General features: G+C 72.0%; 20 protein-coding genes. 9 read left to right on the top strand and 11 right to left on the bottom strand.

The window, feature by feature from the left end:
* Nucleotides 1–150: 150 nt before the first annotated feature.
* Nucleotides 151–1,005, bottom strand: a complete 855-nt coding sequence (locus tag BN159_RS10780; protein ID WP_041819076.1) for an SDR family oxidoreductase — start codon at nt 1,003–1,005, stop codon at nt 151–153.
* 80 nt (nt 1,006–1,085) lie between these two features.
* On the opposite strand from BN159_RS10780, the gene BN159_RS10775 reads away from it, so the two are divergent.
* Complete coding sequence (locus BN159_RS10775) at nt 1,086–2,021, top strand: AraC family transcriptional regulator (RefSeq protein WP_041819073.1); 936 nt, start codon at nt 1,086–1,088, stop codon at nt 2,019–2,021.
* Between the two features lie 2 nt (nt 2,022–2,023).
* The gene (locus BN159_RS10770) at nt 2,024–2,698 is read left to right on the top strand and encodes a helix-turn-helix domain-containing protein (protein ID WP_015656988.1); all 675 of its coding nucleotides are present in this window, start codon (nt 2,024–2,026) and stop codon (nt 2,696–2,698) included.
* Here BN159_RS10770 and BN159_RS10765 read toward each other — a convergent pair.
* Both BN159_RS10765 and BN159_RS10760 read right to left on the bottom strand, forming a co-directional pair.
* Nucleotides 2,681–3,079 (bottom strand): VOC family protein, encoded by a 399-nt coding sequence (locus BN159_RS10765; RefSeq protein WP_106435882.1) that lies wholly within the window; start codon nt 3,077–3,079, stop codon nt 2,681–2,683. The genes BN159_RS10770 and BN159_RS10765 overlap by 18 nt on opposite strands.
* 63 nt (nt 3,080–3,142) lie before the next feature.
* Nucleotides 3,143–3,775: a VOC family protein gene (locus BN159_RS10760; protein WP_015656986.1), complete on the bottom strand. Its 633-nt coding sequence runs from the start codon at nt 3,773–3,775 to the stop codon at nt 3,143–3,145.
* Between the two features lie 62 nt (nt 3,776–3,837).
* On the opposite strand from BN159_RS10760, the gene BN159_RS10755 reads away from it, so the two are divergent.
* A complete protein-coding gene (locus BN159_RS10755; RefSeq protein ID WP_015656985.1) occupies nt 3,838–4,428 on the top strand; it encodes a hypothetical protein in 591 nt (196 codons plus the stop codon).
* A gap of 7 nt (nt 4,429–4,435) precedes the next feature.
* On the opposite strand, the gene BN159_RS10750 is transcribed toward BN159_RS10755, so the two are convergent.
* Nucleotides 4,436–5,452 carry a DUF5954 family protein gene (locus BN159_RS10750; protein ID WP_015656984.1) on the bottom strand — a complete coding sequence of 339 codons (1,017 nt, stop codon included), beginning with the start codon at nt 5,450–5,452 and terminating at the stop codon, nt 4,436–4,438.
* 88 nt (nt 5,453–5,540) lie between these two features.
* Between BN159_RS10750 and BN159_RS10745 the strand changes: the two genes are divergently transcribed.
* Entirely contained in the window at nt 5,541–6,200 is a 660-nt protein-coding gene (locus BN159_RS10745) for a ThuA domain-containing protein (protein ID WP_015656983.1), read from the top strand.
* A 4-nt stretch (nt 6,201–6,204) separates the two neighbouring features.
* Here the strand turns inward: BN159_RS10745 and BN159_RS10740 are convergent, their stop codons facing one another.
* A complete protein-coding gene (locus BN159_RS10740; protein ID WP_015656982.1) occupies nt 6,205–7,269 on the bottom strand; it encodes a LacI family DNA-binding transcriptional regulator in 1,065 nt (354 codons plus the stop codon).
* A 134-nt stretch (nt 7,270–7,403) separates the two neighbouring features.
* Nucleotides 7,404–8,405 carry a hydroxyacid dehydrogenase gene (locus BN159_RS10735; protein ID WP_015656981.1) on the bottom strand — a complete coding sequence of 334 codons (1,002 nt, stop codon included), beginning with the start codon at nt 8,403–8,405 and terminating at the stop codon, nt 7,404–7,406.
* 164 nt (nt 8,406–8,569) lie between these two features.
* Here BN159_RS10735 and BN159_RS10730 point away from each other — a divergent pair, with 164 nt between their 5' ends.
* Both BN159_RS10730 and BN159_RS10725 read left to right on the top strand, forming a co-directional pair.
* Nucleotides 8,570–10,150 carry a carboxylesterase/lipase family protein gene (locus BN159_RS10730; protein WP_015656980.1) on the top strand — a complete coding sequence of 527 codons (1,581 nt, stop codon included), beginning with the start codon at nt 8,570–8,572 and terminating at the stop codon, nt 10,148–10,150.
* A 186-nt stretch (nt 10,151–10,336) separates the two neighbouring features.
* Nucleotides 10,337–12,988, top strand: coding sequence for a hypothetical protein (locus BN159_RS10725; RefSeq protein WP_015656979.1), 2,652 nt, complete (start codon nt 10,337–10,339; stop codon nt 12,986–12,988).
* A gap of 14 nt (nt 12,989–13,002) precedes the next feature.
* On the opposite strand, the gene mmuM is transcribed toward BN159_RS10725, so the two are convergent.
* From mmuM to BN159_RS10705, 4 genes are all read right to left on the bottom strand, one after another.
* Entirely contained in the window at nt 13,003–13,911 is a 909-nt protein-coding gene (gene mmuM, locus BN159_RS10720; protein WP_015656978.1) for a homocysteine S-methyltransferase, read from the bottom strand.
* A 75-nt stretch (nt 13,912–13,986) separates the two neighbouring features.
* On the bottom strand, nt 13,987–15,567 hold the full coding sequence (locus BN159_RS10715; RefSeq protein ID WP_015656977.1) for an FAD-dependent monooxygenase: 1,581 nt from the start codon (nt 15,565–15,567) through the stop codon (nt 13,987–13,989).
* A gap of 62 nt (nt 15,568–15,629) precedes the next feature.
* A complete protein-coding gene (locus tag BN159_RS10710) occupies nt 15,630–17,729 on the bottom strand; it encodes an autotransporter-associated beta strand repeat-containing protein (protein ID WP_015656976.1) in 2,100 nt (699 codons plus the stop codon).
* A gap of 80 nt (nt 17,730–17,809) precedes the next feature.
* Nucleotides 17,810–18,418 (bottom strand): hypothetical protein, encoded by a 609-nt coding sequence (locus BN159_RS10705; protein WP_015656975.1) that lies wholly within the window; start codon nt 18,416–18,418, stop codon nt 17,810–17,812.
* 251 nt (nt 18,419–18,669) lie between these two features.
* On the opposite strand from BN159_RS10705, the gene BN159_RS10700 reads away from it, so the two are divergent.
* Nucleotides 18,670–19,749, top strand: coding sequence for a glycoside hydrolase family 43 protein (locus BN159_RS10700; RefSeq protein WP_015656974.1), 1,080 nt, complete (start codon nt 18,670–18,672; stop codon nt 19,747–19,749).
* Nucleotide 19,750: 1 nt separating this feature from the next.
* The gene (locus BN159_RS10695) at nt 19,751–21,163 is read left to right on the top strand and encodes an RICIN domain-containing protein (protein WP_015656973.1); all 1,413 of its coding nucleotides are present in this window, start codon (nt 19,751–19,753) and stop codon (nt 21,161–21,163) included.
* Nucleotides 21,164–21,181: 18 nt separating this feature from the next.
* Here the strand turns inward: BN159_RS10695 and BN159_RS10690 are convergent, their stop codons facing one another.
* Nucleotides 21,182–22,864, bottom strand: a complete 1,683-nt coding sequence (locus BN159_RS10690; protein WP_015656972.1) for a rhamnogalacturonan lyase B N-terminal domain-containing protein — start codon at nt 22,862–22,864, stop codon at nt 21,182–21,184.
* Between the two features lie 189 nt (nt 22,865–23,053).
* On the opposite strand from BN159_RS10690, the gene BN159_RS10685 reads away from it, so the two are divergent.
* Nucleotides 23,054–24,094, top strand: a complete 1,041-nt coding sequence (locus tag BN159_RS10685) for a rhamnogalacturonan acetylesterase (RefSeq protein ID WP_041819067.1) — start codon at nt 23,054–23,056, stop codon at nt 24,092–24,094.
* The last annotated feature ends 51 nt before the right edge of the window (nt 24,095–24,145 follow it).

The following is a 24,145-nucleotide window of genomic DNA, read 5'->3' as shown; positions in this document are numbered from 1 at the left end:
AACCGCCCACGTGGCTCCGCCACGAGGGCGCTCCAGTGCCTTGCGATCGCACGCTCCCCCACGCTCGAATGGCTTCGCCGACTCGCGTGGGGGCACCCCCATCGCCGCCGCTCGCTGATCCGGCCGGGGATGTGACACAGGCTCTGACCGTCACGCCTTCCAGGCACCCGCCGCCGCGGCCTCCCGGGCGAAGTCCGCGAAGTCGCGGGGAGCCCGGCCCAGCACGTCGTGGACGGTGTCCGTCAGATGCGCGTTGCGGCCGTCGAGGAGGGTCTCGAAGACCTCGATCAGGAGATCCGCCTCCTCCTGCGGGATGCCGAAGCCGGTCAGCGCCTCGCCGTACGCCGCCGCCGGAACCGGCGTGTAGGTCAGCTCGGCCTCCGAAGCCGCCGCCACCTCCGCGACCGCCCCGCGGAAGGAGAGCAGGCGCGGGCCGGTGAGTTCCAGACTCCGGCCCACGTACCGGTCCCCGGACGTCAGCACGGCCGCCACCACGTCCCCGATGTCCCGTACGTCGAGGAACGGCTCCTCGACCTCGCCCGCCGGGAAGACCAGCTCCCCGCCCTCGCGCAGCCCGTCCGCGAGCGGGCCCTCGCTGAAGTTCTGGGCGAACCACGCGGCCCGTACGACCGTCCAGTCCGCGCCCGACGACTTCAGCGCCTCCTCGGTCGGCAGCGCCTGGTCCTCCCCCCGCGCCGACAGCAGCACCAGCCGCCGCACGCCGAGCCCGACCGCCTCCCGGGCCAGCGCCCCGACGCCCTCGGCGGCGGCCGGGGAACCCACGTCGGACGGGTACATCAGATAGGCGGCAGCGCAGCCGCGCAGGGTCTCCGCCCAGGTCGTCGGGTCCTCCCAGTCGAAGCCACGGGACCGCGTCGCCTCTCTCACGTCGAGACCGGCCGCCTTGAGTGCCTGGGCCACCCGGCTGCCGGTACGGCCCGAGGCGCCGGTCACCATCACTGTCGTGTTCTGCGTGTTCTGCGTGTTCTGCGTGTTCGTCGTCATGCGTCCAGTCAACGGCCGCGGGCGCCAACAGCCCATCGCCGAACGCCTCATTCCCATGCGCGCGCGTCTACGCTGGCGCCATGGACGCCCTTGCAGGTCTCCTCGACGGACCACGCGCGCGTGGCGCCTTCATGATCCGCGCGTGCTTCGAGCCGCCCTGGGCCGTGCGGATCGAGGACCGCGCCCCGCTGACCGTCATGCTCATGGTGCGCGGCGAGGCGTGGATCACGCCGGACACGGGAGAGCGGGTGCGGCTAGGCCCCGGCGACCTCGCCATCGCCCGCGGCCCCGACCCGTACACCTGCGCCGACGACCCCGCCACGGCGCCGCAGGCCGTGATCCTGCCCGGCGCCGAGTGCCACTACCCCGACGGCCGCCCCCTCAACGGCTCCATGGACCTCGGGGTGCGCACCTGGGGCGACCGGCTCGACGGGTCGACCGTGATGCTGATCGGCACCTATCTGTGGCAGGGCGAGGTCAGCGGACGGCTGCTGGACGCCCTGCCGCCGCTGCTCTCGCTCACCGCGGAGGTGTGGGACTGCCCGCTCACGCCGTATCTGATGGAGGAGGTCGTCCGCGACGAACCCGGCCAGGAGGTGGTCCTGGACCGGCTGCTCGACCTGCTGGTCATCGCCGCGCTGCGGGCCTGGTTCTCCCGGCCCGAGGCGGCGGCCCCCGCCTGGTACAAGGCGATGGCGGACCCGGTGGTCGGCCGGGTGCTGCGGCTGGTGCAGGACGACCCGGGGCACCCCTGGACGGTGGCGTCGCTGGCGGCCAAGGCGGGCGTGTCCCGGGCCGCGCTCGCCCGCCGGTTCACCGAGCTGGTCGGCGAACCGCCGATGACCTACCTCACCGGCTGGCGGCTGGCCCTGGCTGCGGACGCGCTCCGGGACACCGGCGACACCCTCGACGCGATCGCCCGCCGGGTCGGCTACGGCAGCGCGTTCGCCCTGTCCAGCGCCTTCAAGCGGGTGTACGGGGTGAGCCCGCAGGAGCATCGGGTGCGGGGGGCGTAGCCATGTACCGGGAACGGCCGTCCAAGCTTTCCGGCGCCGTCGTCTGGACGAACACCCCGACCGGGGGCGGCGGACGGGTCCTGCCCGACGGCTGCATGGACCTGCTCTGGCACGAGGGGCGGCTGATCGTCGCGGGGGCCGACACCCGGGCCCACCTCACAGGGGAGGAGGGTGGCGCCTGGTACGGGCTGCGCTTCCGCCCCGGCGGTGCGCCCGCCTTCCTGGGCGTGCCCGCGCACGAACTGCGCGACCGGCGCGTCGACCTCGCCGACCTCTGGCCCGCCGCGGAGGTACGACGGCTGCACGGCCGGATCGCGGGCGCCGCCGACCTCCCGACCGCGCTCGAAGAGGTGGTCCTGGAACGCGCCGAGGCACCCGAGCCACTCGTACGACGGCTTGTGGCGGCCCTCGACGCCGGGCGGCCCGTCGCCGCGACCGCCGATGAACTCGGGGTCGGCGCACGCCAGTTGCACCGGCGCGCCCTGGACGCCTTCGGCTACGGACCCAAGACGCTGGCCCGCATCCTGCGCTTCGGGCGCGCGCTCGAACTGGCCCGCACCGAGGTGCCGTTCGCCGAGGCGGCGGCGCGCACCGGATTCGCCGACCAGGCCCATCTGGCCCGGGACGTCAAGGAGTTGGCCGGGGTGCCGCTGGGGGTGCTACTCGGCCGCTCCTAGCGGAGCGAACAGGTCGACGCCGTGGCCGTCCGGGTCGTGCACGACCGCGTACCGCTGGCCCCAGAAGGCGTCCCACGGCTTGTGCTCACCGTGGTAGCCGGCGCCGACGAGTTCCTCGTAGACGGTGTCCACCTCGGCCGGGTCGTCGCACCGCAGGGCCAGCGAGTGCCGGGTGCCGGAGGGTGGCTGCCAGCCGGGGGTGAGGGAGCGGACCATCTCCTCGGTGTCCAGCATCAGCCGCAGGCCGCCGGGCAGCGGAGCCTCGGCGTGCGGCTCGGTCTCGGCACCCTCGGGGAAGGCGAAGCCGAGGCGGCGGTAGAAGGTGACGGCGGCGGCCATGTCGGAGACCACCAGCCCGATGGCGTCGATACGTGGAGTCATGCGGCCACCGTAGGCAGTGGCCGGGCGGTGGGTCTTGAAGGAAACGGACATGGCGGGGCGGGCTCAGTGGAAGGTCACGGGCCCGTTCGGGGAGTCCAGCGTGAACGTGATCCCGGCCGGGCCTTCGGTGAGTTCGAGTCCCGTGCCCAGTAGGGCGAGCAGGGGCCGGATCTCCTCCGGCGCGGGGGAGCTCGCGGACATCGACAGCAACGGCACCGTCGGCAGACCCGAGGCCGTCGGATGCACCGACTCGCTCCAGTCGATCAGGAACGGCACCAGACCGGACGGATGGGCGGTGGCGCCGTCGGTCAGCCGCCACCGCAGGAGGGTGCCGTCGGGGCGGCGACGGCTCATCGGGCGCGCCGGGCCCGGGTCGTAGCCGTGGGCGCGGGCCTCGGCGATCGCCGCGTCCAGGTCGGGCGGGCTGATCGCCCAGGTGATCGTGCGCGGACCGGTCAGGGCGTCCACGCCGAAGGGGCCCGGGGCGCCCGGCTCGCACTGCTCCGGGTCGGGGCCGATGATCTCCAGATAGCTGACGCCGCCCAGGCCCACCAGGTGGTTCCGCGTGCCCAGGCCGACATGGGCACCGCCGGGAGCGGGCTTCACACCGGTGCGCCGGGTGAAGTCGGCGACCGTCGCGGCCAGATCGGGGGTGGCGAGGACGAGGTGGTCCAACAGTGCGGGAATGGTGTTCATCGACGCCGAGGCTATGCGGATTCCCGGTCCCGATGGAACAGGTGTGCGGCAGGATGAGGGGCATGATCCATCAACGGGGTGTCCTGACCACACTGCTTCTCTCCTCCCTCCTGCTCACCGCCTGCGGCTCCGAGAAGTCCGCCGACACGGCCGCCGACCCGGCCGAACTCGCCTCCCGGGCCTCGGCGTTGGGCATCGCACCGGAACACGTCTACGTAACCGAGGCGCCCGGCTTCACTCTCGCCCAGCAATCCGTGGGCGTGATCGGCGCGGACGGTTTCGGCGCCGTGTACGTGTCCCAGGAGAACGGTGCCCAGCTCCAACTCTCAGTCGACCGCGGCACGATGACCGCCGCCATCTGCGCCGAGGAGACCAGCACCACCTGCGAGCGTGACGGTGACGCCTGGCACGGCGGCCAGGAGTACGCCATACCGAAGAAGGGCCATGTGGTCCGGGTCAAGGGCGACGGAATCCCCGAGGACGTGCTCCGCGAGGCCGCCCAGGCCGTACACCGCCCGTCGGAAGCCGAGTTGGACGACTTGCTCCCGGCCGCCGCTGCGGAAGGCGGCGCGAGCGGCGGCGGTGTGGAGCGGGGCGATCTGCCCCCGGCCGGTGACGGGGCGCCGGACAACGAGCAGAACGCCACTGGCTGAGCCGCCCTCACTCCTCGGCGATCTTGCCGTTCTCGTCCATCGCCGGATGCAGCCGTATGGGCCCGTACTCGTCACGGTCCGAGGGGCGCGCGGGCTCGGGGCCGTCCGGGCTCATACGGAGCATGCGCTCCACCCGGCACAGCCGGAAGTGGCGGTCCGCCACCGACACCTCGTCGGCGCGGCCGAGCGCCCGGAACTCCTCGGCCGCCGTCGCGTACACCGCCCGCGTCGCGTCGTCGTAGCGGTACAGCACGGCCCACACCTCGGCCATCCCGTCGTACAGCTGACGCCGGGCCTCGTGCGGGGTCGCCGCGAGCCCGCCGGAGGGCTCCCAGCCGCCCGGGCCGCGCTCGACGACGCCGAAGGAGACCGGCAGCAGCACGATGTCCGGGTGGGAGTCGACGGCCCGTTCGGAATCGGCGCGCACCTGGTCGGGGACGCGGGCGCCGACGTAGCAGAAGTCCCGCAGCCCCAGCCGGGTGGCCCCGGCCATCGGGCCCTCGTCGTGCCCCGGGTCCAGGACGAAGCCGACGTCCGGGCCGGGCGGATACCGGCGGGGCCGCTCCCAGGAGGGTGCGGTCGGCTGCGGGTCCGTGGGCCTCGGCGGCTCCAGGTACTCGCCGTCACCGCGCGCGAACTCGTCGGCGCGCACCACCCGGTAGCGGACCCCGCACGCCGTCACCTCGTTCACCGGCTCCTCGTCCAGCACCGCGACCGCCGCCAGCAGTTCACGCCGTACGGCCGGATCGTCGGGGCCGTCCTTCGCCGCGAACCACAGATGGGAGTTCAGGCTGTCCCGGGCCACCTGCGGCATGGGATCCACCACCGGCTTCAGCAGCCGCCACCACGGTCCGGCGGCCGGGTCCTGCACGGCCACCCCGAACACCGGTCCACGCAGGGCGAGATGGGGATAGCGCAGCGACGCGTCCACCGCGTCGGCCTCCCGTACCCAGGCGGCCGGGTCGTCTCGGCGGATCAGCTCCTCCTGGAGCGCGTCGATGCGTTGCCGCCAGTCATCCGTCATGCACGCATTGTCGTGGGGCCCACGGGGAGCGGAAGGCGAACCGACCCAACCGCGAGGCCCGTTGGCGCCCAGGGGCTAGGCTCGTCCGATGGGTCCACCACGTGTGCTCGTATACACCCGTACGACCGACTACCGGCACGACTCCATCCCGGCCGGCGTCGACTGTCTGCGCGCACTCGGGGAGTTCGAGGTCGACCACACCGATGATCCGGGCGCGTTCAGCGAGCCTTTGGAGGCGTACGGCGCCGTCGTGTTCCTCTCCACCAGCGGTGAGGTGCTGACCCCGGCCGGACGGGAGCGGCTGGCCGGGTACGTCGAGGCGGGCGGCGGCTTCGCCGGGGTGCACGCGGCGGCCTGCACCGAGTACGAATGGCCTTACTACGGCGAGCTGTTGGGCGCCCGCTTCGCCCGCCACCCGCGCCTCCAGCCGGGCCGTGCCCTGATCGAGGACCCCGGCCATCCGGCGACCCGCCATCTGCCGTCCGCCTGGGACTTCACGGACGAGTGGTACGACTTCACCACCAACCCGCGGACCGCTGTCGCCGTACGGGTGTTGATGTGCGCCGACGAGTCGTCGTACGAGGGCGGCGGCATGGGGGCGGACCACCCTCTCGCCTGGTGCCGTGAACAGGGCGCCGGGCGCGTTTTCTACACCGCCCTCGGTCACACGGTCGAGGCTTACGACGACCCCCGCTTCCGCGCTCACCTCCGGGGCGGGATCGCCTGGGCGGCAGGGCTTGAACCCTGAGCGTCTAGCCAGGACTTGTGGACCACGACATCCGCGGCGCTGTCGTGCTCGCCCGCTCCACCAGCCGTGTCGACAGCTCCGTGCGGGTGCTCTCCGGGCGGTCCCCGTCCATCGTGCGCACCAGCAGCCGCAGGGCTGTCGCCGCCATCTCCGACAGGGGCTGGCGGACGGTGGTGAGCGCCGGAGTGATCCAGCGGGATTCGGGCAGATCGTCGAAGCCCACGACGCTGATGTCGTCCGGGACGCTCAACTCCCGTTCGGCCAGGGCCGAGTAGACCCCGTGCGCCATGCGGTCCGAGCAGACGAAGAGCGCTGTCGGGGGCTCGGGCAGATCCAGCAGCTCCAGGGTGCGGCGGTGGGCGAGCCGGTGATCGGAGCCGGTGTGCCGGAGGTACTCCGGCCGGTGCCGCAGGCCCGCCGAGGCGAGCGCCGAACGGTAGCCGGCCACCCGGGCGTCACCGGCCATCGTGCGCTGCTGACCGGCGACCACGGCGATCCGCTGATGGCCGAGCGCCAGCAGCCGCTCGGTCGCCGTGACCCCGCCCTGCCAGTTCGCCGCGCCCACCGACACCACCCCCGGCGGCGGTTCCAGCAGCGGGTCGATCATCACGAACGGAATGCGGTGCTGCTCCAGCCAGCCGTACTGGGCGGCGGTGAGGTCGGGCAGATGGAACAGCACCCCGGCGGAGCCGCGCGCCGTCAGCTTGTCCTGCCAGCCGCGCTCCGGACGGCCGCTCGTCGCCCGGGGCAGCCCGGCCGAGACGACCACCTCGAGACCGGCGTCATGCGCCGCGGCCTCCACCCCGTGCAGGACCGTGCCGGACCAGGAGGTGTCCAGCGAGTCCACCACCAGGTCGATCAGACCGGGCGTCCGGAAGGCGTCGAAGCGCGGTCTGCGGACATAACCGAGCCGGTCCAGCGCCTCGGTGACGCGTCGCCGGGTCTCGGGCGCCACGTCCTCGCGCCCGTTGACGACCTTGGAGGCCGTCGGCACCGACACCCCCGCCTCCCGGGCGACGACCGCCAGGGTCGGCCCGGCCGCCACGTTCGCACTCCCCGTACGGACCATCGGGAACCACCTCTCCGGCCCGCCCGAGGGCCATGAAAAGTTACCAGCGCGAAATAGTAAGCGCTTCCTACCCTAGGTTCGCGGCACGGCGTGGGGAAGGGGCCGGTATTCCGCAGGCACGGCCGGGCCGCCGGTCATGCCACCCGCGTCAGGTCCGTGTGCCGCACCTCGTGCAGTGGGGGACGGCCGGTGGTCAGGCGCTCCAGTTCCTCCACGACCGTACGGCCCAGCCGCTCCAGCTCGTTGCCCAGGGAACCCGCGATGTGCGGGGTCAGCAGGACGTTGGGCAGGCGGTAGAGAGGGGAGTCCGGGGGCAGCGGCTCGGGCTCCGTCACATCGAGGACGGCCGTGAGGCGGCCCGAGACCAGTTCGGCGGTCAGCGCCGCCGGATCGATCAGGGCTCCTCTGGACGTGTTGATCAGGACCGCGCCGTCCCGCATCAGGGCCAGCCGGGGGGCGTCGAGCATGCGGTAGGTCTCGGGGATGTCGGGGGCGTGCAGGGTGACGATGTCGCTGCGGCGCAGCAGGTCCTCCAGGGGGAGGTGTTCGGCTCCCAGTGCTGCCGCCTCGGCGGAGGTGACGTAGGGGTCGTACAGGCAGACCGTGAAGTCGAAGGGGCGCAGCAGGTCCAGCAGGCGTCGGCCCACCCGGGACGCGCCGATCACGCCGATGCGCCGGCCCATGTTGCCGGTGTTCGCGGTCTCCGCGTGCGTGGGCAGGGTGTGGGTCGTGCGGTAGCGGTCGCGGTGGGCGAAGGTGTCCTTGCCCGCCAGCAGAATCATGGCCAGCGTGTACTCGGCGACGGGCAGGGCGTTGGCCGCGACCGCGCTGGAGACGGTGATGCCGCGTCGCCACACGTCCTCGCCGATGAGGTCGCGCACCGAGCCCGCGGCGTGCAGGACCGTGTGCAGCCGAGGGGCCGCCCTCAGGAGGTCGGCGTCCAGGTGGGGGGCGCCCCAGCCCGTGATCAGGACTTCCGCGCGGGACAGGGCTGCCGCCGCCGGTCGCGCGGTGAAGTCGGTGACGACCAGTTCGGGGTCGATCTCACCTGCCTGCCTCAGCCTGGTCAGCAGGGCCGGGGGAAACAGCCGGGGGACGTGTACGGGGTCCATGGCGAGTACGGCCCTGGGCGGCATGGCTCTCCTGGAGGCTGATGGAAACAGTTTCAGAAAGCGCCTTCTACCGTAGATCCGGGGGAAAACAGTGGTCAATGCCAGACGGTTCCGCACCGGAATACATCCGGGCGATGTGATGCTCTGATGAGAACGGTGCAGGAGCGTGGCGAAGGGCTGGTGGGCGCATGGCGGCGAACCGGACGGAACCCGTGGTCAGCACCCCTTACGGGGCTGTGCGTGGCAGATACGAACAGGATGTCGCGGTCTTCCGGGGCATCCCGTACGCGGCGCCCCCCTTCGGACCCCGCCGGTTCCGGCCGCCGCTGCCCCCCGAGCCCTGGGAGGGCGTACGGGACGCCGGTGCCTTCGGGCCCACCGCGCCGAAACCGCCGTACTCCGAAGCCTTCGCGCAGTATCTGTCCGACCCGGTGGTGGCGGGGGACGACTGTCTCAACCTCAATGTGTGGACGCCCGAGCCCGGCCCGGGTGCGCGGCTGCCGGTCATGGTGTGGCTGCACGGGGGTGCGCTGACCCGCGGATCCTCCGGTGTGCCGGTGTACGACGGGCGGCATTTCGCCCGGGACGGGATCGTGCTCGTCTCGGTGAACTACCGGCTGGGCGTCGAGGGGTACGGGCTGTTTCCCGACGCCCCCGCCAACCCCGGGCTGCGGGACCAACTCGCCGCCCTGGAGTGGGTGCGTGCCTCGATCGGCGCCTTCGGGGGTGACCCCGAGCGGATCACGCTGTTCGGGCAGTCCGCCGGCGCCATCAGCATCGGCGCGCTGCTCGCCGCCCCGCAGGCGCAGGGGCTCGTACGACGGGCCATTCTTCAGAGCGGGCCGCCGGAGACCGCCGAGCGGGACAAGGTACGGCGGATGGTGCGCCGTATGGCCACCCGGCTGAAGGTGCCCGCCACCGCCGCGGCCTTCGCCGAGGTGGACCGGCAGCTGCTGCTGCGCACCCAGGCCGAGGTGGGCAGGCTGAGCAGCCCGGTGCTCGGCGGGCCCGCCTTCGGGATCGTCGAGGACGGCGATCTCGTGCCCGGCGATCCGCTCCGGGCGCTGGTCGAGGGCGGGGCCGCCCGCGGGGTCGAGCTGATGACCGGGTGGACCCGCGACGAGTACCGGCTGTGGCTGGTGCCGGGCGGGCTGCTGGAGCGGGTCGACCGGCTCGGGCCGGTCGCGCTGGCCGGCGCCATGGCACGTTGCCGCTGCGGACACGAGGTGGCCCGCGGCTATCGCACGCTGCACCCCGAGGCCGGCACCGCCGAGATCGTCGGCCAGATGGTCACCGACCACCTGCTGCGGATCCCGCTGCACCGGCTGGCCGACGCCCGCCCCGACACCACCCACGTCTACGAGTTCGCCTGGCCGTCCAACCGGCCGGACCTCGGCTCCTGTCACGCGCTGGAGCTGGGCTTCGTCTTCGACACCGGACAGGCCCGCGAATCCGCGAAACTTGCCGGCGAGGGCGCCCCGCCCGAGCTCTCCGCGGCGATGCACGGCGCCTGGGTGCGGTTCGCCGAGGACGGGAACCCCGGCTGGCAGCACTGGGACGACACCCACCCGGTGCGGATCTTCGGCGAGGGCGAGCCGCACACCGAGTACGGCCCCCGCGACCGCGAACTGGCCCTGTGGGCCGCCGATCCCACCCCCGAGGAACCCGCACCCGCATCGGCCCCGGCCGACGGTTCACCCCTGCGCGGCACGGAACTCCGGTCGGTGGTACGGCGGCTCCGGATCCCGGGCGCCGTGCGGCGGCACTGAGCCCGTTGGTCGTCATGGGAACTCCTTGATCGAACTGAGGAATTGGCGCCCAAGCTCCCTGTCCGGCGCCCTGTCCCGCGACCGTCCGTGGAGGGTTGGACACCGTTTCGGTGACGCGCCTGGTGGTGCGCCTAGACTCGCCGGTGTCCAGTCGTGCGCACTGGACGGCTGGACAGCGGGGGGCGAGTGACGAACGCAGGCGCCGAGGAGGCCGCCTTCTTCGCGCGGCTGCGTCGGCTCGGGGAGTTGCGGCGCGCGGAGTTGGGCGAGCGGGTGAGTCTGGCCGTGCTGGCGCGGGCGGCGGGTGTGCGGTCCCGGGAGACGGTCCGGGAGTGGCTGAGCGGCGGCCGGATGCCCCAGGACCCGGAGCAACTGCTGTGCGTGGTCGCGGTGTTGCGCGCCGAAGCGGTGCGGCTGCGGGGTGAACTCCCTGATGAATGGCGGGCCTTGCTGGACGCGGAGGAGTGGCGTCGGCTCCATGCGGACCTGGCCGGAGCGCGGGGCCGGGCGACGGGGGCCGCGGTCCGGGGCGGGCTGGCGGCACGGGCGCTGGAGGAGCGGCGGCTCGCGGAACTGCCGGACCGGCCAAGGCCCTTGGGTGAGTGGCATCCGCGTGCTCTCGGGGTGCATCCCTCGATCTCGGGTGCGTCCGGCGAGACCGGCTTCGTCCTGCCGGAGTACGTCCCGCGTGAGCACGACCGGCGGCTGCGGGAGTCCTTGGAGCGGATCGCGGCCGGGCCGGATGCCGCCTTCGTGCTCGTCCGGGGAGAGTCCTGCACCGGCAAGACGCGGACGGCGTACGAGGCGGTGCGTGCCTGTCTGCCGGAGTGGGAACTGGCCTTCCCCAAGGACCCGGACAGTCTGCTGAAGCTGTTGGAGGCGGACGCGCTGGGCCCGCGGACCGTGCTCTGGCTGGACGAGGGACAGGACTGTCTCCTGGGCGAACGGGGAGCGTCGGCCGCCGCCGGGCTGCGCAGGCTGCTGGAGCGGCCAGGTCCGCTCCTGGTGCTGATGACCATGTGGCACCAGCACCATCGGACCCTCACCGCCCGGCCGGACGCCCAGGCCCGCGATCCGCACGCGCAGGCCCGCGCCCTGCTCGGGCAGGCGACGGATGTCCGAGTCCCCGTCGCCTTCTCCCGCGAGGAGCGCGACCAAGTCCGTGCGATCGGCGACCGTGCGGTGGCCACGGCCCGAATGACCAGCCGTGAAGGCGCCCTGACCCAGACGCTGGCGGCCGGTCCCGAGCTGGTCGCCTTCTACGAGTCCGCCGACGGCGCGCCGGACTGCTACGGCCAGGCGGTCATCACCGCCGCGATGGACGCGCGTCGACTCGGCCACGGCCCCGAACTCCCGGACGCCCTCCTTGAGTCGGCCGCCCCGGCCTACCTCGGCGAGGCCGTCCGCGCCGACGCCGGGGCGGACTGGTTCGCCAACGCGCTGCGGCATGCGCGGACGAAGGTCATGGGGGTCGTCGCTCCCCTCGGGGACGTCGTCGCGGCGGGCGGGATGGGGGCACGGCCGGGGGTGCGGCGGCTCGCCGACTATCTCGACCACCACGGACGTACGGCACGGTCCTACGTCTGTCCCGGCGCGCCGTTCTGGGCGGCGGCGGAGCGGTTCGCGGGGAGCGCCTCGGATCTGCTTCAGCTGGCGAACTCGGCGCATTTCCGGGGCCGTTTCGCCGTCGCTGACGCCCTCTACGCTCGGGCGGCGGAGCGGGGGGACGCCTCGGCCTGGACCGAGCGGGCGTACCTGCGCAGAGACCGCGGCTGCCGTGAGGAAGCGGTCGAGTTCTGCTGGAAGGGGCATGCCGCCGGGGACGCGGACGCGCTGAACAGTCTTGCGCACTGGTATCTGGAGGACGAGGAACCGGAGGCCGCTCGGCGGCTGGTCCCGGAGATCGAGGCGACCGGGCATCCCCGAGCGCTGTTGTCCCTGGCGGAGGAAGAGCAACTGCATGACAGCGACGCCGAAGTGGAGCGGCTCGCGCGGATTGCCGCCGAGCTGGGCTGGGCGCAGGCGCTGACCTTTCTCGGGCGTCGGCGGTTGCTGGGCGGCGACCATGGCGCGGCGGAGGACCTCTTCCGCCGGGCCATGGCCGACGGCGACCCAGGGGGTGCCTTCGAACTGGCCCGGCTGCGATGGACATCGGACAAGGACGTGCCCGGTGTCGTGGCCGCCGCCCGGCGAGCGGCCGAGCTGGGGGACTACTTCACCTTGGGAATCATGGCCCAGCTCGTCATCGGCAGTGATCCTGCCGAGGGTCTGCGCATGGCGCGGGAGGCCGCGGATCTCGGGGGGATCAGTGCCTCTCATACGGTGCGTCTGTCCGACTGGGAGAACACGGTCCGGCAGCAGAGCCTCGCCGTCCTCGCGGACCATGCGGAGGCCACCGACGGTCCCGGGGCGGGCGAGGCGTTGCTGCTCACGGCGGCCGAGGAGGGTGACCTGCACGTGCTGGCGTGGCTGGCGCTGCGGGCGTGGGACTCCGGCGATCACGCCGGGGCCGTGACCCGCTACGAGCGCGCGACAGCGGGTGGCTACGCACCGGCGCTGGTGTCACTCGCGCACCTCCGTAAGGCAACCGGGGATGTCGCCGAGGCGGAACGCCTGTTCCGACGGGCGGTCGACGCGGGCGAGCTCTCGGCGCTGTACACGCTCGCTCATCTCTGGGAGGAGGCCGGGGACCCCGAACGGGCGGGCCGACTCTCCTTCCACGGCCTCGACCCTGACGGCGAACCGGCACAGCCATGGCTGCCCGACGGTGACCGGGACTTCGCCGCGCTCGGCGCGGATGCCGCCGAGGGGTGGCTGAAGGTCTTGCGCGCCGACTGAACCGGCGCCTTCTCCTATCCCCGCAGCACCCCCGAGATCCCCGAGATCACCTCCGGCCCCACCCGGCAGCAGCCGCCGATCAGCCGGGCCCCGCTGTCGTGCCAGGCGCGGACCCGTGCCGGAGTGAAGCGGGAATCGCCGTGCCAGGTACGGGAGTCGGCGTCCCAGGACTCGCCGCTGTTGGGGTAGACGACGACCGGCTTGCCGGTGATCCGCGCCGCCGTCCTGATCGCCCCGGCCACATCCTCCGGCGCGCAGCAGTTGACGCCGACCGCGATGATCTCGTCCGCGTCGGCGGCGAGCGCGAAGGCGTCCTGAAGCGGCTGGCCCGCGCGAGTGCGGTCGCCGGACACGGAGTACGACAGCCAGGCCGGGACGCCGAGTCCGCGCACCGCGCGCAGCAGGGCCCGGGCCTCGTCGGCGTCCGGGACGGTCTCCAGCGCGAGGACGTCGGGTGCCGCCTGCGCCAGCACCTCCAGCCGGGGCCGGTGGAAGCGCTCCAGTTCGTCGACGCCGAGGCCGTAGCGGCCGCGGTACTCGGAGCCGTCGGCGAGCATCGCCCCGTACGGGCCGACGGACGCCGCCACCCACAAGGGGCGGTCCGCCTTGGCCCGGCGGGCCGCCTCGCGGGCCAGTTCCACGCTCAGCGCGAGCAGTTCGGCCGCCTGGTCCCGTCCGATCCCGCGCCCCGCGAACCCCTCGAAGGTGGCCTGGTAACTGGCGGTGATCGCCACGTCCGCGCCGGCCTCGAAGTAGGCGAGGTGCGCCTCGGTGATCGCCTCGGGCCGCTCGGCGAGCAGCCGTGCCGACCACAGCTCGTCGCCGAGGTCGTGCCCGGCGGACTCCAGTTGGTTGGACATCCCGCCGTCGAGGACGACGGGACCGGCTGCGAGGGCCTGGGCGAGGGTGGTGCCGGTGGTCATGTCATGACGTTAGTCCAAGGGGGGCCGGACGGCCGCTGGCGTCCAGGGTGCGATCGGCCTGTCCGGCATGTGGGATCAGTGGCCTGTGATCACCGCCAGGGCCTCGCTCACCGCGTGGTCGTCCGGCGGGCCGTCGGGCCAGCGGGCGCCGACATGGCCGTCGGGGCGGATGAGCACCGCTCCTCGCGGGCCGAGGCCGCAGGCGTCGGTGTGCTCGGCGGGCAGCGGCTCGACGTGCAGCGGGCAGGGCGGGGCCGCCTGCCCTGCCCAGGCGTCGGGGTCCGGCGTGAGCAGGGTGAACCACTCGCCCAGGGTGTCGAGCGAGGAGCGGTCCGGGCCCAGCCAGAAGTGCGGCATGCGGTGGCCGGGCCGCGCCGTGGGGAGGTAGTCCGTCCCCGGGTCCTCCGGCTCGGGCGGGGCGCTGCCGTCCGGGATCACCGCGGCCGAGTCGTAGGCGACACCGAGTATCAGTCCAATCTGCGCGAAGTAGCGCTCGGACCACGGCAGTTCGATCTGTTCCGAGGGTGCCGCCCCGGAGCCCAGCTGGTCCCGGCGCCGGGCCTGAACCTGGAACATCAGCTGGGCGTTGGCGACGGCTTGGCGCAGTGTCCGCTCGCCGACGGGGCGTCGTTCCGGCTCGTAGGTGTCCAGCAGGCCCGGCGCGGCCCAGCCCCGGAGCACGCCCGCCAGTTTCCAGCACAGGTTGTGCACGTCGGCGATCCCGGCGTTCATGCCCAGGCCGCCGGTGACGGGGACGGCGTGTGCCGCGTCGCCGGCCAGCAGGATCCTGCCGTGCCCGAAGCGTTCGGCGACGAACGCCTTCATCTCCCAGTGCTGCACGCGCAGTACGTTCACCGGCACGTCGTCGGGTGTGTCGAGCAGGCCGGTGACGTACGCCTGCCAGTCGGTGTCCTCCGTGGCCTCGGGGACGGGGCCGATCCAGGCCCAACCGCCCTCGGGGTACAGCGGGATGAGGGAACCGTGGGCGAGGAAGTAGACCCCGGCCGGGTGCTCGGCGCACCAGCGGTCGAGGTCGGCGTCGAACACCACGGTGGTGAGGTTGGCGATGGCTCCGGGGCCCTCGGTGCCGATGTCCAGCAGGCGCCGGACGGTGGAGGTCGCGCCGTCGGCGGCGATCACGTAGCGGGCGCGGACGTGGGTCCGGACGCCCCGCACATGGTCGAGGATCCCGGCCACGACGCCGTCGGACTCCTCGGTCACGTCGACGAGTTCGGAGCCGAACCGCACCGGCGAGGCGGCCGCGCCCAGCAGATGGGGTTCGAGCCGGTCCTGCGTGGTGATCGCGCTCAGCACCGGGCTCTCGGGGATCGGCGTCTTGGCCCCGACCCAGTCCGCCTTGGCGTAGTCGGGGTTGTCGAGGGTCTCCCGGAAACGGATGGTGCCGAACTCCGGGCGGAAGGAGGTGCCCGCGACCTTCTCGTCCAGCTCCAGCCCGCGCATGATCTCCATCGACCGCACGTTGACCAGCCGGGACCGCGGGTACGGGGACAGTTCGCGGTACTTCTCGACCAGCAGGACGCTGACGCCCCAACGCTCCAGCAACGCACGAGCGGTGAGCCCGACCGGCCCACCGCCGACGACCAACACCTCGACCTCGTCGTCCACGACGACGTTCTGATCCGTCTGATCCGTCATGAGACAGATCTCATCATTCGTTGAGTTCGGCCGCAATGGGCAGGCCGGGCCAACCGCAGGCCCTAAGCCGCGTGCCGCCCACCTGTGCGCCGTCCCCGTCCGCCCCGGGCGCGCCGGGTCGCCGGGACCATCAGCCCGCCCAGCATCCCGAGCCCCAGAGCGTACGGCCACCAGCCGAAGGCGTCACCCGTCGCGCTCGCGGTGCGGGTGTCGGCCGGGTCGGCGCCCGCCGCCGTACGTGGGTCGGCGCTCGGGGCGGGGCCGGTCGCGGAGTGCGCGGTCAGGACGACGTCGTTGCCGTCGCCGCCGTGGTAGCTGATCCGGTAGGTGGTCTCGCCGAGCTTGACGCGGGAGCCCTCCTTCAGGCCCTCGAAGGCGCCGGTCGTGCGGGCCCGGCCCGAGTGCTCCAGTACGGTGATCTCGGGCACCGCCGGTCCGGTCGCGACGGACACCAGGTCGAGGTCTCCGGCCAGCCGGACGGCGCCGGTGACCTTCAGTCTCCCCTTTCCTGCGATGAGTTGGCCGTCCGCGCGCTGTGTGTAGTCGCCCTCGACGGTCAGACTCCCGGCGACCGCACCCTCGTTGGTCACGGCGCCCCGCACCGTCCCCTTGCCGGAGAGCGTCTTCGTCACCCGCAGCCCGGCCGTCCCGGCGTCCAGCCGGGCGCCCTCGGAGGTGAGCCGGACGGCCCTGCTGCGGGTGAGGGTCGCCCCCGACCGCAGTGCGAGCGTGCCGGTGCGGACCGTCGTCGGGCCCGTGTACGTCACCGCCGTGCCGGTCAGCGTCGTGCGCGCCGCACCGGACTGCACGAGCGAGCCGGAGCCGCTGATCCGGGACAGGGTGAGGGCGCGGGCGGTGTTGCGCAGGACCAGCGAGCCGTCGTTGACGACGCGGTAGTGCGCGCCGCCGGTGTGGAGCCCGCCGTCGCCGCCGGGTCGGCCGCTGCCGAGCCGCAGTACGGCGCCCTTCTCGACGGTCGTCGAGCCGTCGTAGTACTGCACGGCCGCGAAGGTGACGTCATTGCCCTTCGTCCCCTTGATCACGACGTCCCCGGCGCCCGGCGCGGACAGGGTGTCGTGGAAGCGTCCGCCGCCGATGGGAGCGCCCAGGGTGACGGGGCCGTCGTAGGCGAAGGTGAGCCGGGAACGGGAGCGTGCGGCCAGGAGGTTGATGTAGACGGTCTCGGCGGTGCCCGGCATGAAGATGCGGTCCGTCGTCCCGTCGCCCCACTGGACGTCGGCGCCCTTGATGTTGGTGCCCCGCTTGTTGATGCTCTTGCGTGCGGGCGTCCAGTTCAGGGACGGGTCGCTGAGCGAGGGAGCGGTGTCGCCGCCCAGGTCGGACCAGCTGTACTGGCCGGTGAGGACGACCTTGCCGCCGGGCCGGGACTGGATGTTGATGTCGCTGCCGTACTCGCGCTGGTAGAAGTCCATGCCCATGGTGACGGTCTGCCCGAGCGGGGTGTCCACGGTCCAGGTGCCCTGGTTGAGGACCTTGCGGACGTTCGGCAGCGCGGTCGCGAACTCCGGCCGTCCGGCGTTGACCTGAGTGCCGTTGTCGATCACTCCGGAGAAGGCGTGGGCGCCGGACAGGTCCCAGGTGCCCCACAGGAACCGGGGCTGCGTGATCAGTCCGGAGCCGCTGATCGTGCCGAGGTTGTAGGCGCTGCTCAGGGACAGCCGGAGGGTGCCGTCGACCCGGATGTTGTCCTGGTTGAGCCGGAACGCCGGTGTCCCGTAAGGGAAATGGCCGATCAGGCCGGTGGTGCCGCCGTCGCCGTACTGGAGTGTCGCGCCGCGCTCGACCGTGACGGCGGGCGGGTCGGGCTCGGTCGTGGTGACGTAGGGGTGGTTGCCGCCCTGGACGGTCACCTGCTGCCGCTGCCGGGCCTTCGGGAGCGTGAAGTCGCTGTCCTTGGTGAGGATCAGCGTCCCCGTGCCGCGCACGGTGAGGGTGCCCTCGCCGCGGAGGACGCCGTCGTATGTCGTCGTGCCGCGCGGCACGGTGACGACGGTGTCCCCGGTGAGGGTCACGTCCCGGTCGGCGAGTACGTCGGCGGTGACGTCACGGACGCCGCCCGCGGCCTGTGAAGGGGGCGTGGCGACGATGAGGGCGGCCAGGGCTCCGGCGGCCGCCGCGGTCTTGTGGGTGAGGCTGCGCACGTCTTGGGGACGGGCGAGGGCGGGGGCCGATAACAGAAATCCGGCCCCCGGTCCTCAGCTGGTCCCCTGGTCCCCGGTTCTCAGCCGCTGCGCGGGAAGACCTCGAACGGCGTGTCGCCGGTCCACGCGAACTCACCCTCGGGCAGGCAGTTCTGCTCGGGGTCCGTGTCGAGGCCGTCGCAGTGCTCCTCGCTCAGCCTGAGGAAGGTGATCACGGTGTGTTCGCCGACGCTGAGCGGGGCGAAGGCGGGCGAGGCGGGGAGGGAGAACGGGCGGCCGTTCGGCCCGACGAAGCCGGTGCGCAGCACCTCCCGGCCGAAGACGTAGGTCCGCTCCTGGCGGGTGCCGCGGTCCACGACGTAGCGGGCGCCCCGGAACTTCGCCGCGAAGTCCTCGCTCGGAGCCTCCTCGTCGGGGACATACCCGTCCGGATACACGGCGTCCCCCGGTCCGGTCGCCGTCTCCCAGCTCGGGCCGACCCGCACCCAGCGCTCACCGGCCAGCGCCTCGCGGCAGGGCGGCGGGCCGATGATCCTCTCCCGGATGTCGAGGATCTCGTTGAGGGGCAGACCCTCGAACGTGCAGTCGTGTTCCGGCGGTGGAACCGCCTGGGCCGTCGTGGCACCGGCCAAGGTGGCCGCCGCCAGGGCGACGGACACCAGGGCGGCCCGGAACGGGGCTGGTCTCAAGGGACTCACCTTCTTGTGGTCGGGGTTGACGGTGCTCCCAGCCGATCACGCGGTCCGTCCGCTCTGCGCCCGCAGATGGCCGTTCGAGTGAGGCGGCCCGCCCGTCCGGCGGGCGTTTGGTCCCGCCGGACCCGTTGACCTCCCCGTAACACACCCTTACCTTTTCGGCGTTCGGAATGACAGATATAGTTCGGGATTTCGAACGATCCGTGAGTGTCCCGAGGTCACCCCCACCCCGAGAGGCAGTCCGAATGAGCCGCGAAGACGACGACCTGCCCCACATCCCGAGTCGCCGGCTGATGCTGAAGGGCGCCGTGGCCGCCGGCGCCCTCGCCGCGACCCACACCGTGGCCAGTGCCGCCCCGAGCCCCGAGAAGGCAGCCGCGTACGTGAATCCGCTCGTCCTCAACCGTGCCGACCCGCACATCCACCGCCACTCCGACGGCACTTACTACTTCACCGCCACCGCGCCGGAGTACGACCGCATCATCCTGCGCCGCTCCCGCACCCTCGGTGGCCTCGCCACCGCCGCCGAGTCCGTCATCTGGCGCAAGCACGCCACCGGGAACATGGGAGCCCACATCTGGGCGCCGGAGATCCACCGCATCGGCGGCAAGTGGTACATCTACTTCGCCGCGGCGCCCGCCGAGGACGTGTGGGCCATCCGGATCTGGGTGCTGGAGAACGCCAACCCCGACCCCTTCAAGGGCACTTGGGTGGAGCGCGGTCAGCTCAGGACGCAGTGGGAGACCTTCTCCCTGGACGCCACCACCTTCACCCACCGCGGCACGCGCTATCTCGCCTGGGCGCAGCACGAGCCCGGCATGGCCAACAACACCGCGCTGTGGCTGTCGAGGATGGCCAACCCGTGGACCCTGACCGGCCCCCAAGTCCGGCTGTCCACGCCGGAGTTCGACTGGGAGTGCATCGGCTACAAGGTCAACGAAGGGCCCTCGGTCATCGCCCGCAACGGACGGCTGTTCATGTCGTACTCGGCCAGCGCCACGGACTGGCACTACTGCATGGGCCTGCTCACCATCGACGCCGACGCCGACCTGATGAACCCGGCGAACTGGACCAAGTCCCCGGCCCCGGTCTTCACCAGCAACGACACCACCCGGCAGTACGGCCCCGGCCACAACAGCTTCACCGTCGCCGAGGACGGCCGTACCGACGTCCTCGTCTACCACGCCCGCCCGTACAAGGAGATAGTCGGCGACCCGCTGAACGACCCCAACCGGCACACCCGTGTCCAGACCCTCGGCTGGAACCCCGACGGCACGCCCGACTTCGGCGTCCCGGTGGCCGACACCGTCAAGGAGAGTGCGTGAGATGAGACGTGCGTACGCGATCCTGCTCGCCCTCTGCCTGGCGCTGGCCGGCGCCCTGGTCACCGCCGGGCCCGCACAGGCGGCGCCCCAGACCGTCACCAACGGCACCCAGTTCACGGACACTTCGGGCAACCCCGTGCACGCGCACGGCGGCGGAGTCATCAAGGTCGGCGCCTACTACTACTGGTTCGGCGAGAACCGCAACGCCGACAACACCTTCCGGTACGTCGACGCCTACCGCTCCACCGACCTGAAGAACTGGGAGTTCCGCAACCACGTCCTGACCGAGGCCGGCGATCCGGAGCTGGCCACCGCCAACATCGAGCGGCCCAAGGTCATGTACAACGCGGCCACCGGCAAGTTCGTGATGTGGATGCACAAGGAGAACGGCGTCGACTACAGCGAGGCGCGCGCCGCGGTCGCCGTCTCCGACACCGTGGACGGCGACTACACCTGGCAGGGCAGCTTCCGCCCGCTCGGCCAGCACATGTCCCGGGACATCACGGTCTACGTCGACACCGACGGCACCGGCTACATGGTCTCGGCCGCCCGCGAGAACTACGACCTGCACATCTACCGGCTGACCGCCGACTACACCGGCATCGCCGCCCTGGTCGCCGACCCCTGGCACGGCGGCCACCGCGAGGCACCCGCGCTGTTCAAGCGGGGCGGCGTCTACTTCATGCTCACCTCGGGCGCCACCGGCTGGAACCCCAACCAGCAGCAGTACGCCACCGCGACCTCCCTCGCCGGCCCCTGGACCGCCATGACCAACATCGGCGACTCCACGACCTACGGCTCCCAGACCGCGTACGTCCTTCCCGTGCAGGGGAGTTCGGCCACCTCCTACCTCTACCTCGGCGACCGCTGGGGCAACTCCTTCGGCGGCACCGTCAACGACTCCCGCTATGTGTGGCTGCCGCTGACCTTCCCCAGCTCCACCACGATGTCCATGTCCTGGACACCGGAGGTCACGATCGACACGGCCACCGGAGCGGTCAGCGGCACCAGCGCCACGTACAACACGCTGATCGCCCGGCACTCCGCCAAGTGCGCCGATGTGACCAGCCAGTCGCAGTGGCAGGGCGCCCAGATCAAGCAGTACGACTGCAACGGCGGCAACAACCAGAAGTACTGGTTCAAGCCGGTCAGCGGCGGCTACTACCAGCTGATGACGCGGCACAGCTCCCTGTGCGTCCAGGAGAACGCGAGCACGGTCACCCAGGAGAAGTGCAGCGCCTCGGCCACGAGCCAGCAGTGGTCGGTGACCACCACCGGCTCCTACGTCAACGTCGTCTCCCGCGCGAGCGGCGAGTGCCTCGACGTGAACGGCGCGTCCACCGCCAACGCCGCCGCGATCATCACGTACACGTGCAACGGAGGCACGAACCAGCAGTGGACGCGCGGGAGTTGACCCGTCCCGGGATCGGGCTCAGGAGGACAGCAGGTCGATCGCGTCGATCGAGGTGCCGGCGCTGAGGTAGGACGTCGTCCCCGAACCGCTCACCACGTTGATCCGCAGGGTGTTGTAGGCGCCGGTGTCCGTCAGCCAGGCGGACGCCGGGACGCTGTAGGTGAAGGTGTGGTTGTTGCCGCGATAGGAGCCGTTGGTCAGCGACCGGGTGTTCGGCTGGGTGGGCGGGGAGGGGATGGCGGACGTCCAGGTGTCGTTGACGACGACCTGCGGGCGGCCGTTGGCGTAGGCCGTCGTCACGCCGATGCGCAGGGTGTGCGCGGCGGCGGCCTGCGCGGCGGTGAGCCGGAAGTACACGACGATCCCGCTGTTGACGTCCTTCCAGAGGTAGCAGGGGAAGGCGGTGGTCTCGCTCCCGCTGCCGATCACCACATTTCCTGTCCAGGCGGCGGCCCGGACGTCGGAGGGATGGGCGTACGTCATCAGATCGGCGTTCTTGAACCCTCTGGGCGTGCCGTTCCAGTCGCCGATCCGCCAGATCGCGCTCGCGTTGGAGGGGTCGTTGGAGGAGGGGATCGCGATCGTGTTCAGGGTGGTCGCCGCACCCGCAGTGACCGTCACCGAGCCGGTGTGCACGGCGAGTTCGTCCTTGAAGACGGTCAGCGTGTACGTCCCCGGCAGCACTCCGGAGATGGAGAACCAGCCGTCCGAGGCGCGCGCCGAACCCCAGTACTGGGCAGCCGAGTTGGCGAGGCCCACCGTATAGGCGTACGCCGTGTTCCGCCCGCTGATGCCGACCCCGGCGACCCGGCCCCGGCCGCTCGCGCCGACGTAGCCCGACAGGCCGAGCGAGTCCGCCCAGGAGGTGGTGAGGGTGCCCGGGAAGAGGGCGGAGGAGGGCGCGCCGCCGTCGGTGAGGGCGATGACGTACGGGCCCTGGAGGCCGAAGCGCTGGGCCTCGGTCTGGTTCTGTCCGTAGTACAGGATCTCGTACAGGCCGCCGCCGTCCGCGCTCTGGTGGCGCAGGAGGGAGCGGTAGAAGGGCCCGCCGGAGGCCTTCTCGTGATTGCTGCGCACGATCCACAGCCCGACACCGCCGGCCGACCAGCCGACGTAGTCGTAGTCCATCACCCGCAGCTTGGAGTAGTGCTTGGAGCGGGTCTGGCCGTCGGACTTCGCGAAGACGTCGGAGGCCTCGATGGCGGTGGGCGCGTAAGTGTAGGAATCGGGCTCGTCGTTGAGGAACAGCCCTGCCTTGACGCGCAGGATGAAGCGGGTCGCCGACACGGACGTGTCGGCCTTGTTGGTCCACACGTAGATGTTGTTCTCGCCGCTGCGGGCCGCGTAGTAGTGCCTCAGCGTGCCGTAGGTGACGGAGACCAGGATCGTCGGGCCGGACTGGGTGATGGTGACGGTGGAGGAGCCGAGGCCGGACTCGATGTGCGAGTTCATGCCGCCGTAGCCCTGGCACTCCACGCCCCGGTAGACCAGCGAGGACAGGTCGCCGTTGGACTTGCGGACCTTGAAGACCAGGTTGGCCCCGGTGTCGATGACGTAGTTCGAGCCGTCGTCTCTCCAGCCGAAGGCGGCGGCGGAGGCCGTGCCGGCCAGGGCCGCGGTTCCCGCCGCTGCCGCGGCGCCGAGGACGAAGGCGCGGCGGCCGACCGGTCCGGGAGCGGGCATGGGGGTGGGGGGAGTCATGGGTGCCTCCTTCGGGAGGTGTGGGGGGTGCGGGTGTGACCGAGGTTGACAGTTGACTCGATTTCGCGAAAGGGCTTTCGCCGCTTGGATGTTGGTGAACCTGCGAATTCAGGCCAGGGTCTAGAAAGCGCTTGTGGAGAGCGGTACGGTCCAGCGCCAGGACTGGTCGCCGTGACGGAGGAGGCGCGAGTGAGACGTTTCACTATCGGGGTGCTGGTGGCGGTGACGCTGGGCGCGGGTTTGAGCGCCGCACCCGCGCAGGCAGCCGCCGGACCGGCCGGGGGCCTCGCCGACTGCACCGCCGAGGCCTGCCACTTCGACGTCCCGCCCGGCACGTACGACGTGAAGGTGCTGCTGGGCGGTGACGCGGCGTCGAGCACGTCCGTGACCGGCGAGACGAGGCGCGCCCTGCTCCCCGAGAAGACCACTCCCGCCGGAGAGCGCGTCGCCCGCAGCTTCACCGTGAACGTCCGCACCCCCGAGGGCGAACCGACCGGCGCCGCCGGAACTCCCGGCCTGGACCTGACGATCGGCGGCTCGGCGCCCGCGCTCGCCGACATCCGGGTGACCCCCGCCCGGCACGCCCGGCAGATCTTTCTGATCGGCGACTCCACGGTCTGCGACCAGCCGGGCGACCCGTACACCGGCTGGGGCCAGCAGCTGCCGCAGTATCTGCGGAAGGGCCTCTCGGTCGCCAACTACGCGGACTCCGGCGAGAGTACGGTCACGTACCTCACGAACCCGCAACTGTGGGCCACGGTCCAGCCGCAGATCCGCCGAGGTGACCTCGTACTGATCCAGCTGGCCCACAACGACAAGACGACGGACGGGGCGACCTACCGCGCCAACCTGGAGGCACTGGTGGCCGGGGTGCGGGAGCGAGGCGGCGAGCCCGTGCTCGTCACTCCGATCGTGCGGCGCTGGTTCAACTCCGACGGAACCCTGAACAACGGCACCGCGCTCCTGGTCAACGGCCTCGGCGTGGACCACCCGGCGGTCATCCGCTCGGTCGCCGCCGACAAGTCGGTCCCGCTGATCGACCTGACGGCCCGGACGAAGGCGATGGTCGAGTCGCTCGGCGTGGAGGGCTCCAAGTCCCTGTACCTGTACAACGAGAAACGGGACAGCACCCACACCTCGGTGCGCGGCGCGACGGCGTACGCGGAACTGGTCCGTGACGAACTAATCGCACAGGGTCTGGTGCCGGAGGGCCTGGTACGGGTGGGATGAACTCCTGGGGCGTCCCGACCGGAACCGGGGCGCCCCAGGCCACTGCACTGC

Origin of the sequence: Streptomyces davaonensis JCM 4913, assembly GCF_000349325.1 — a bacterium.
GTDB lineage: Bacteria > Actinomycetota > Actinomycetes > Streptomycetales > Streptomycetaceae > Streptomyces > Streptomyces davaonensis.
This window is presented reverse-complemented; position numbering and strand designations above follow the sequence as displayed.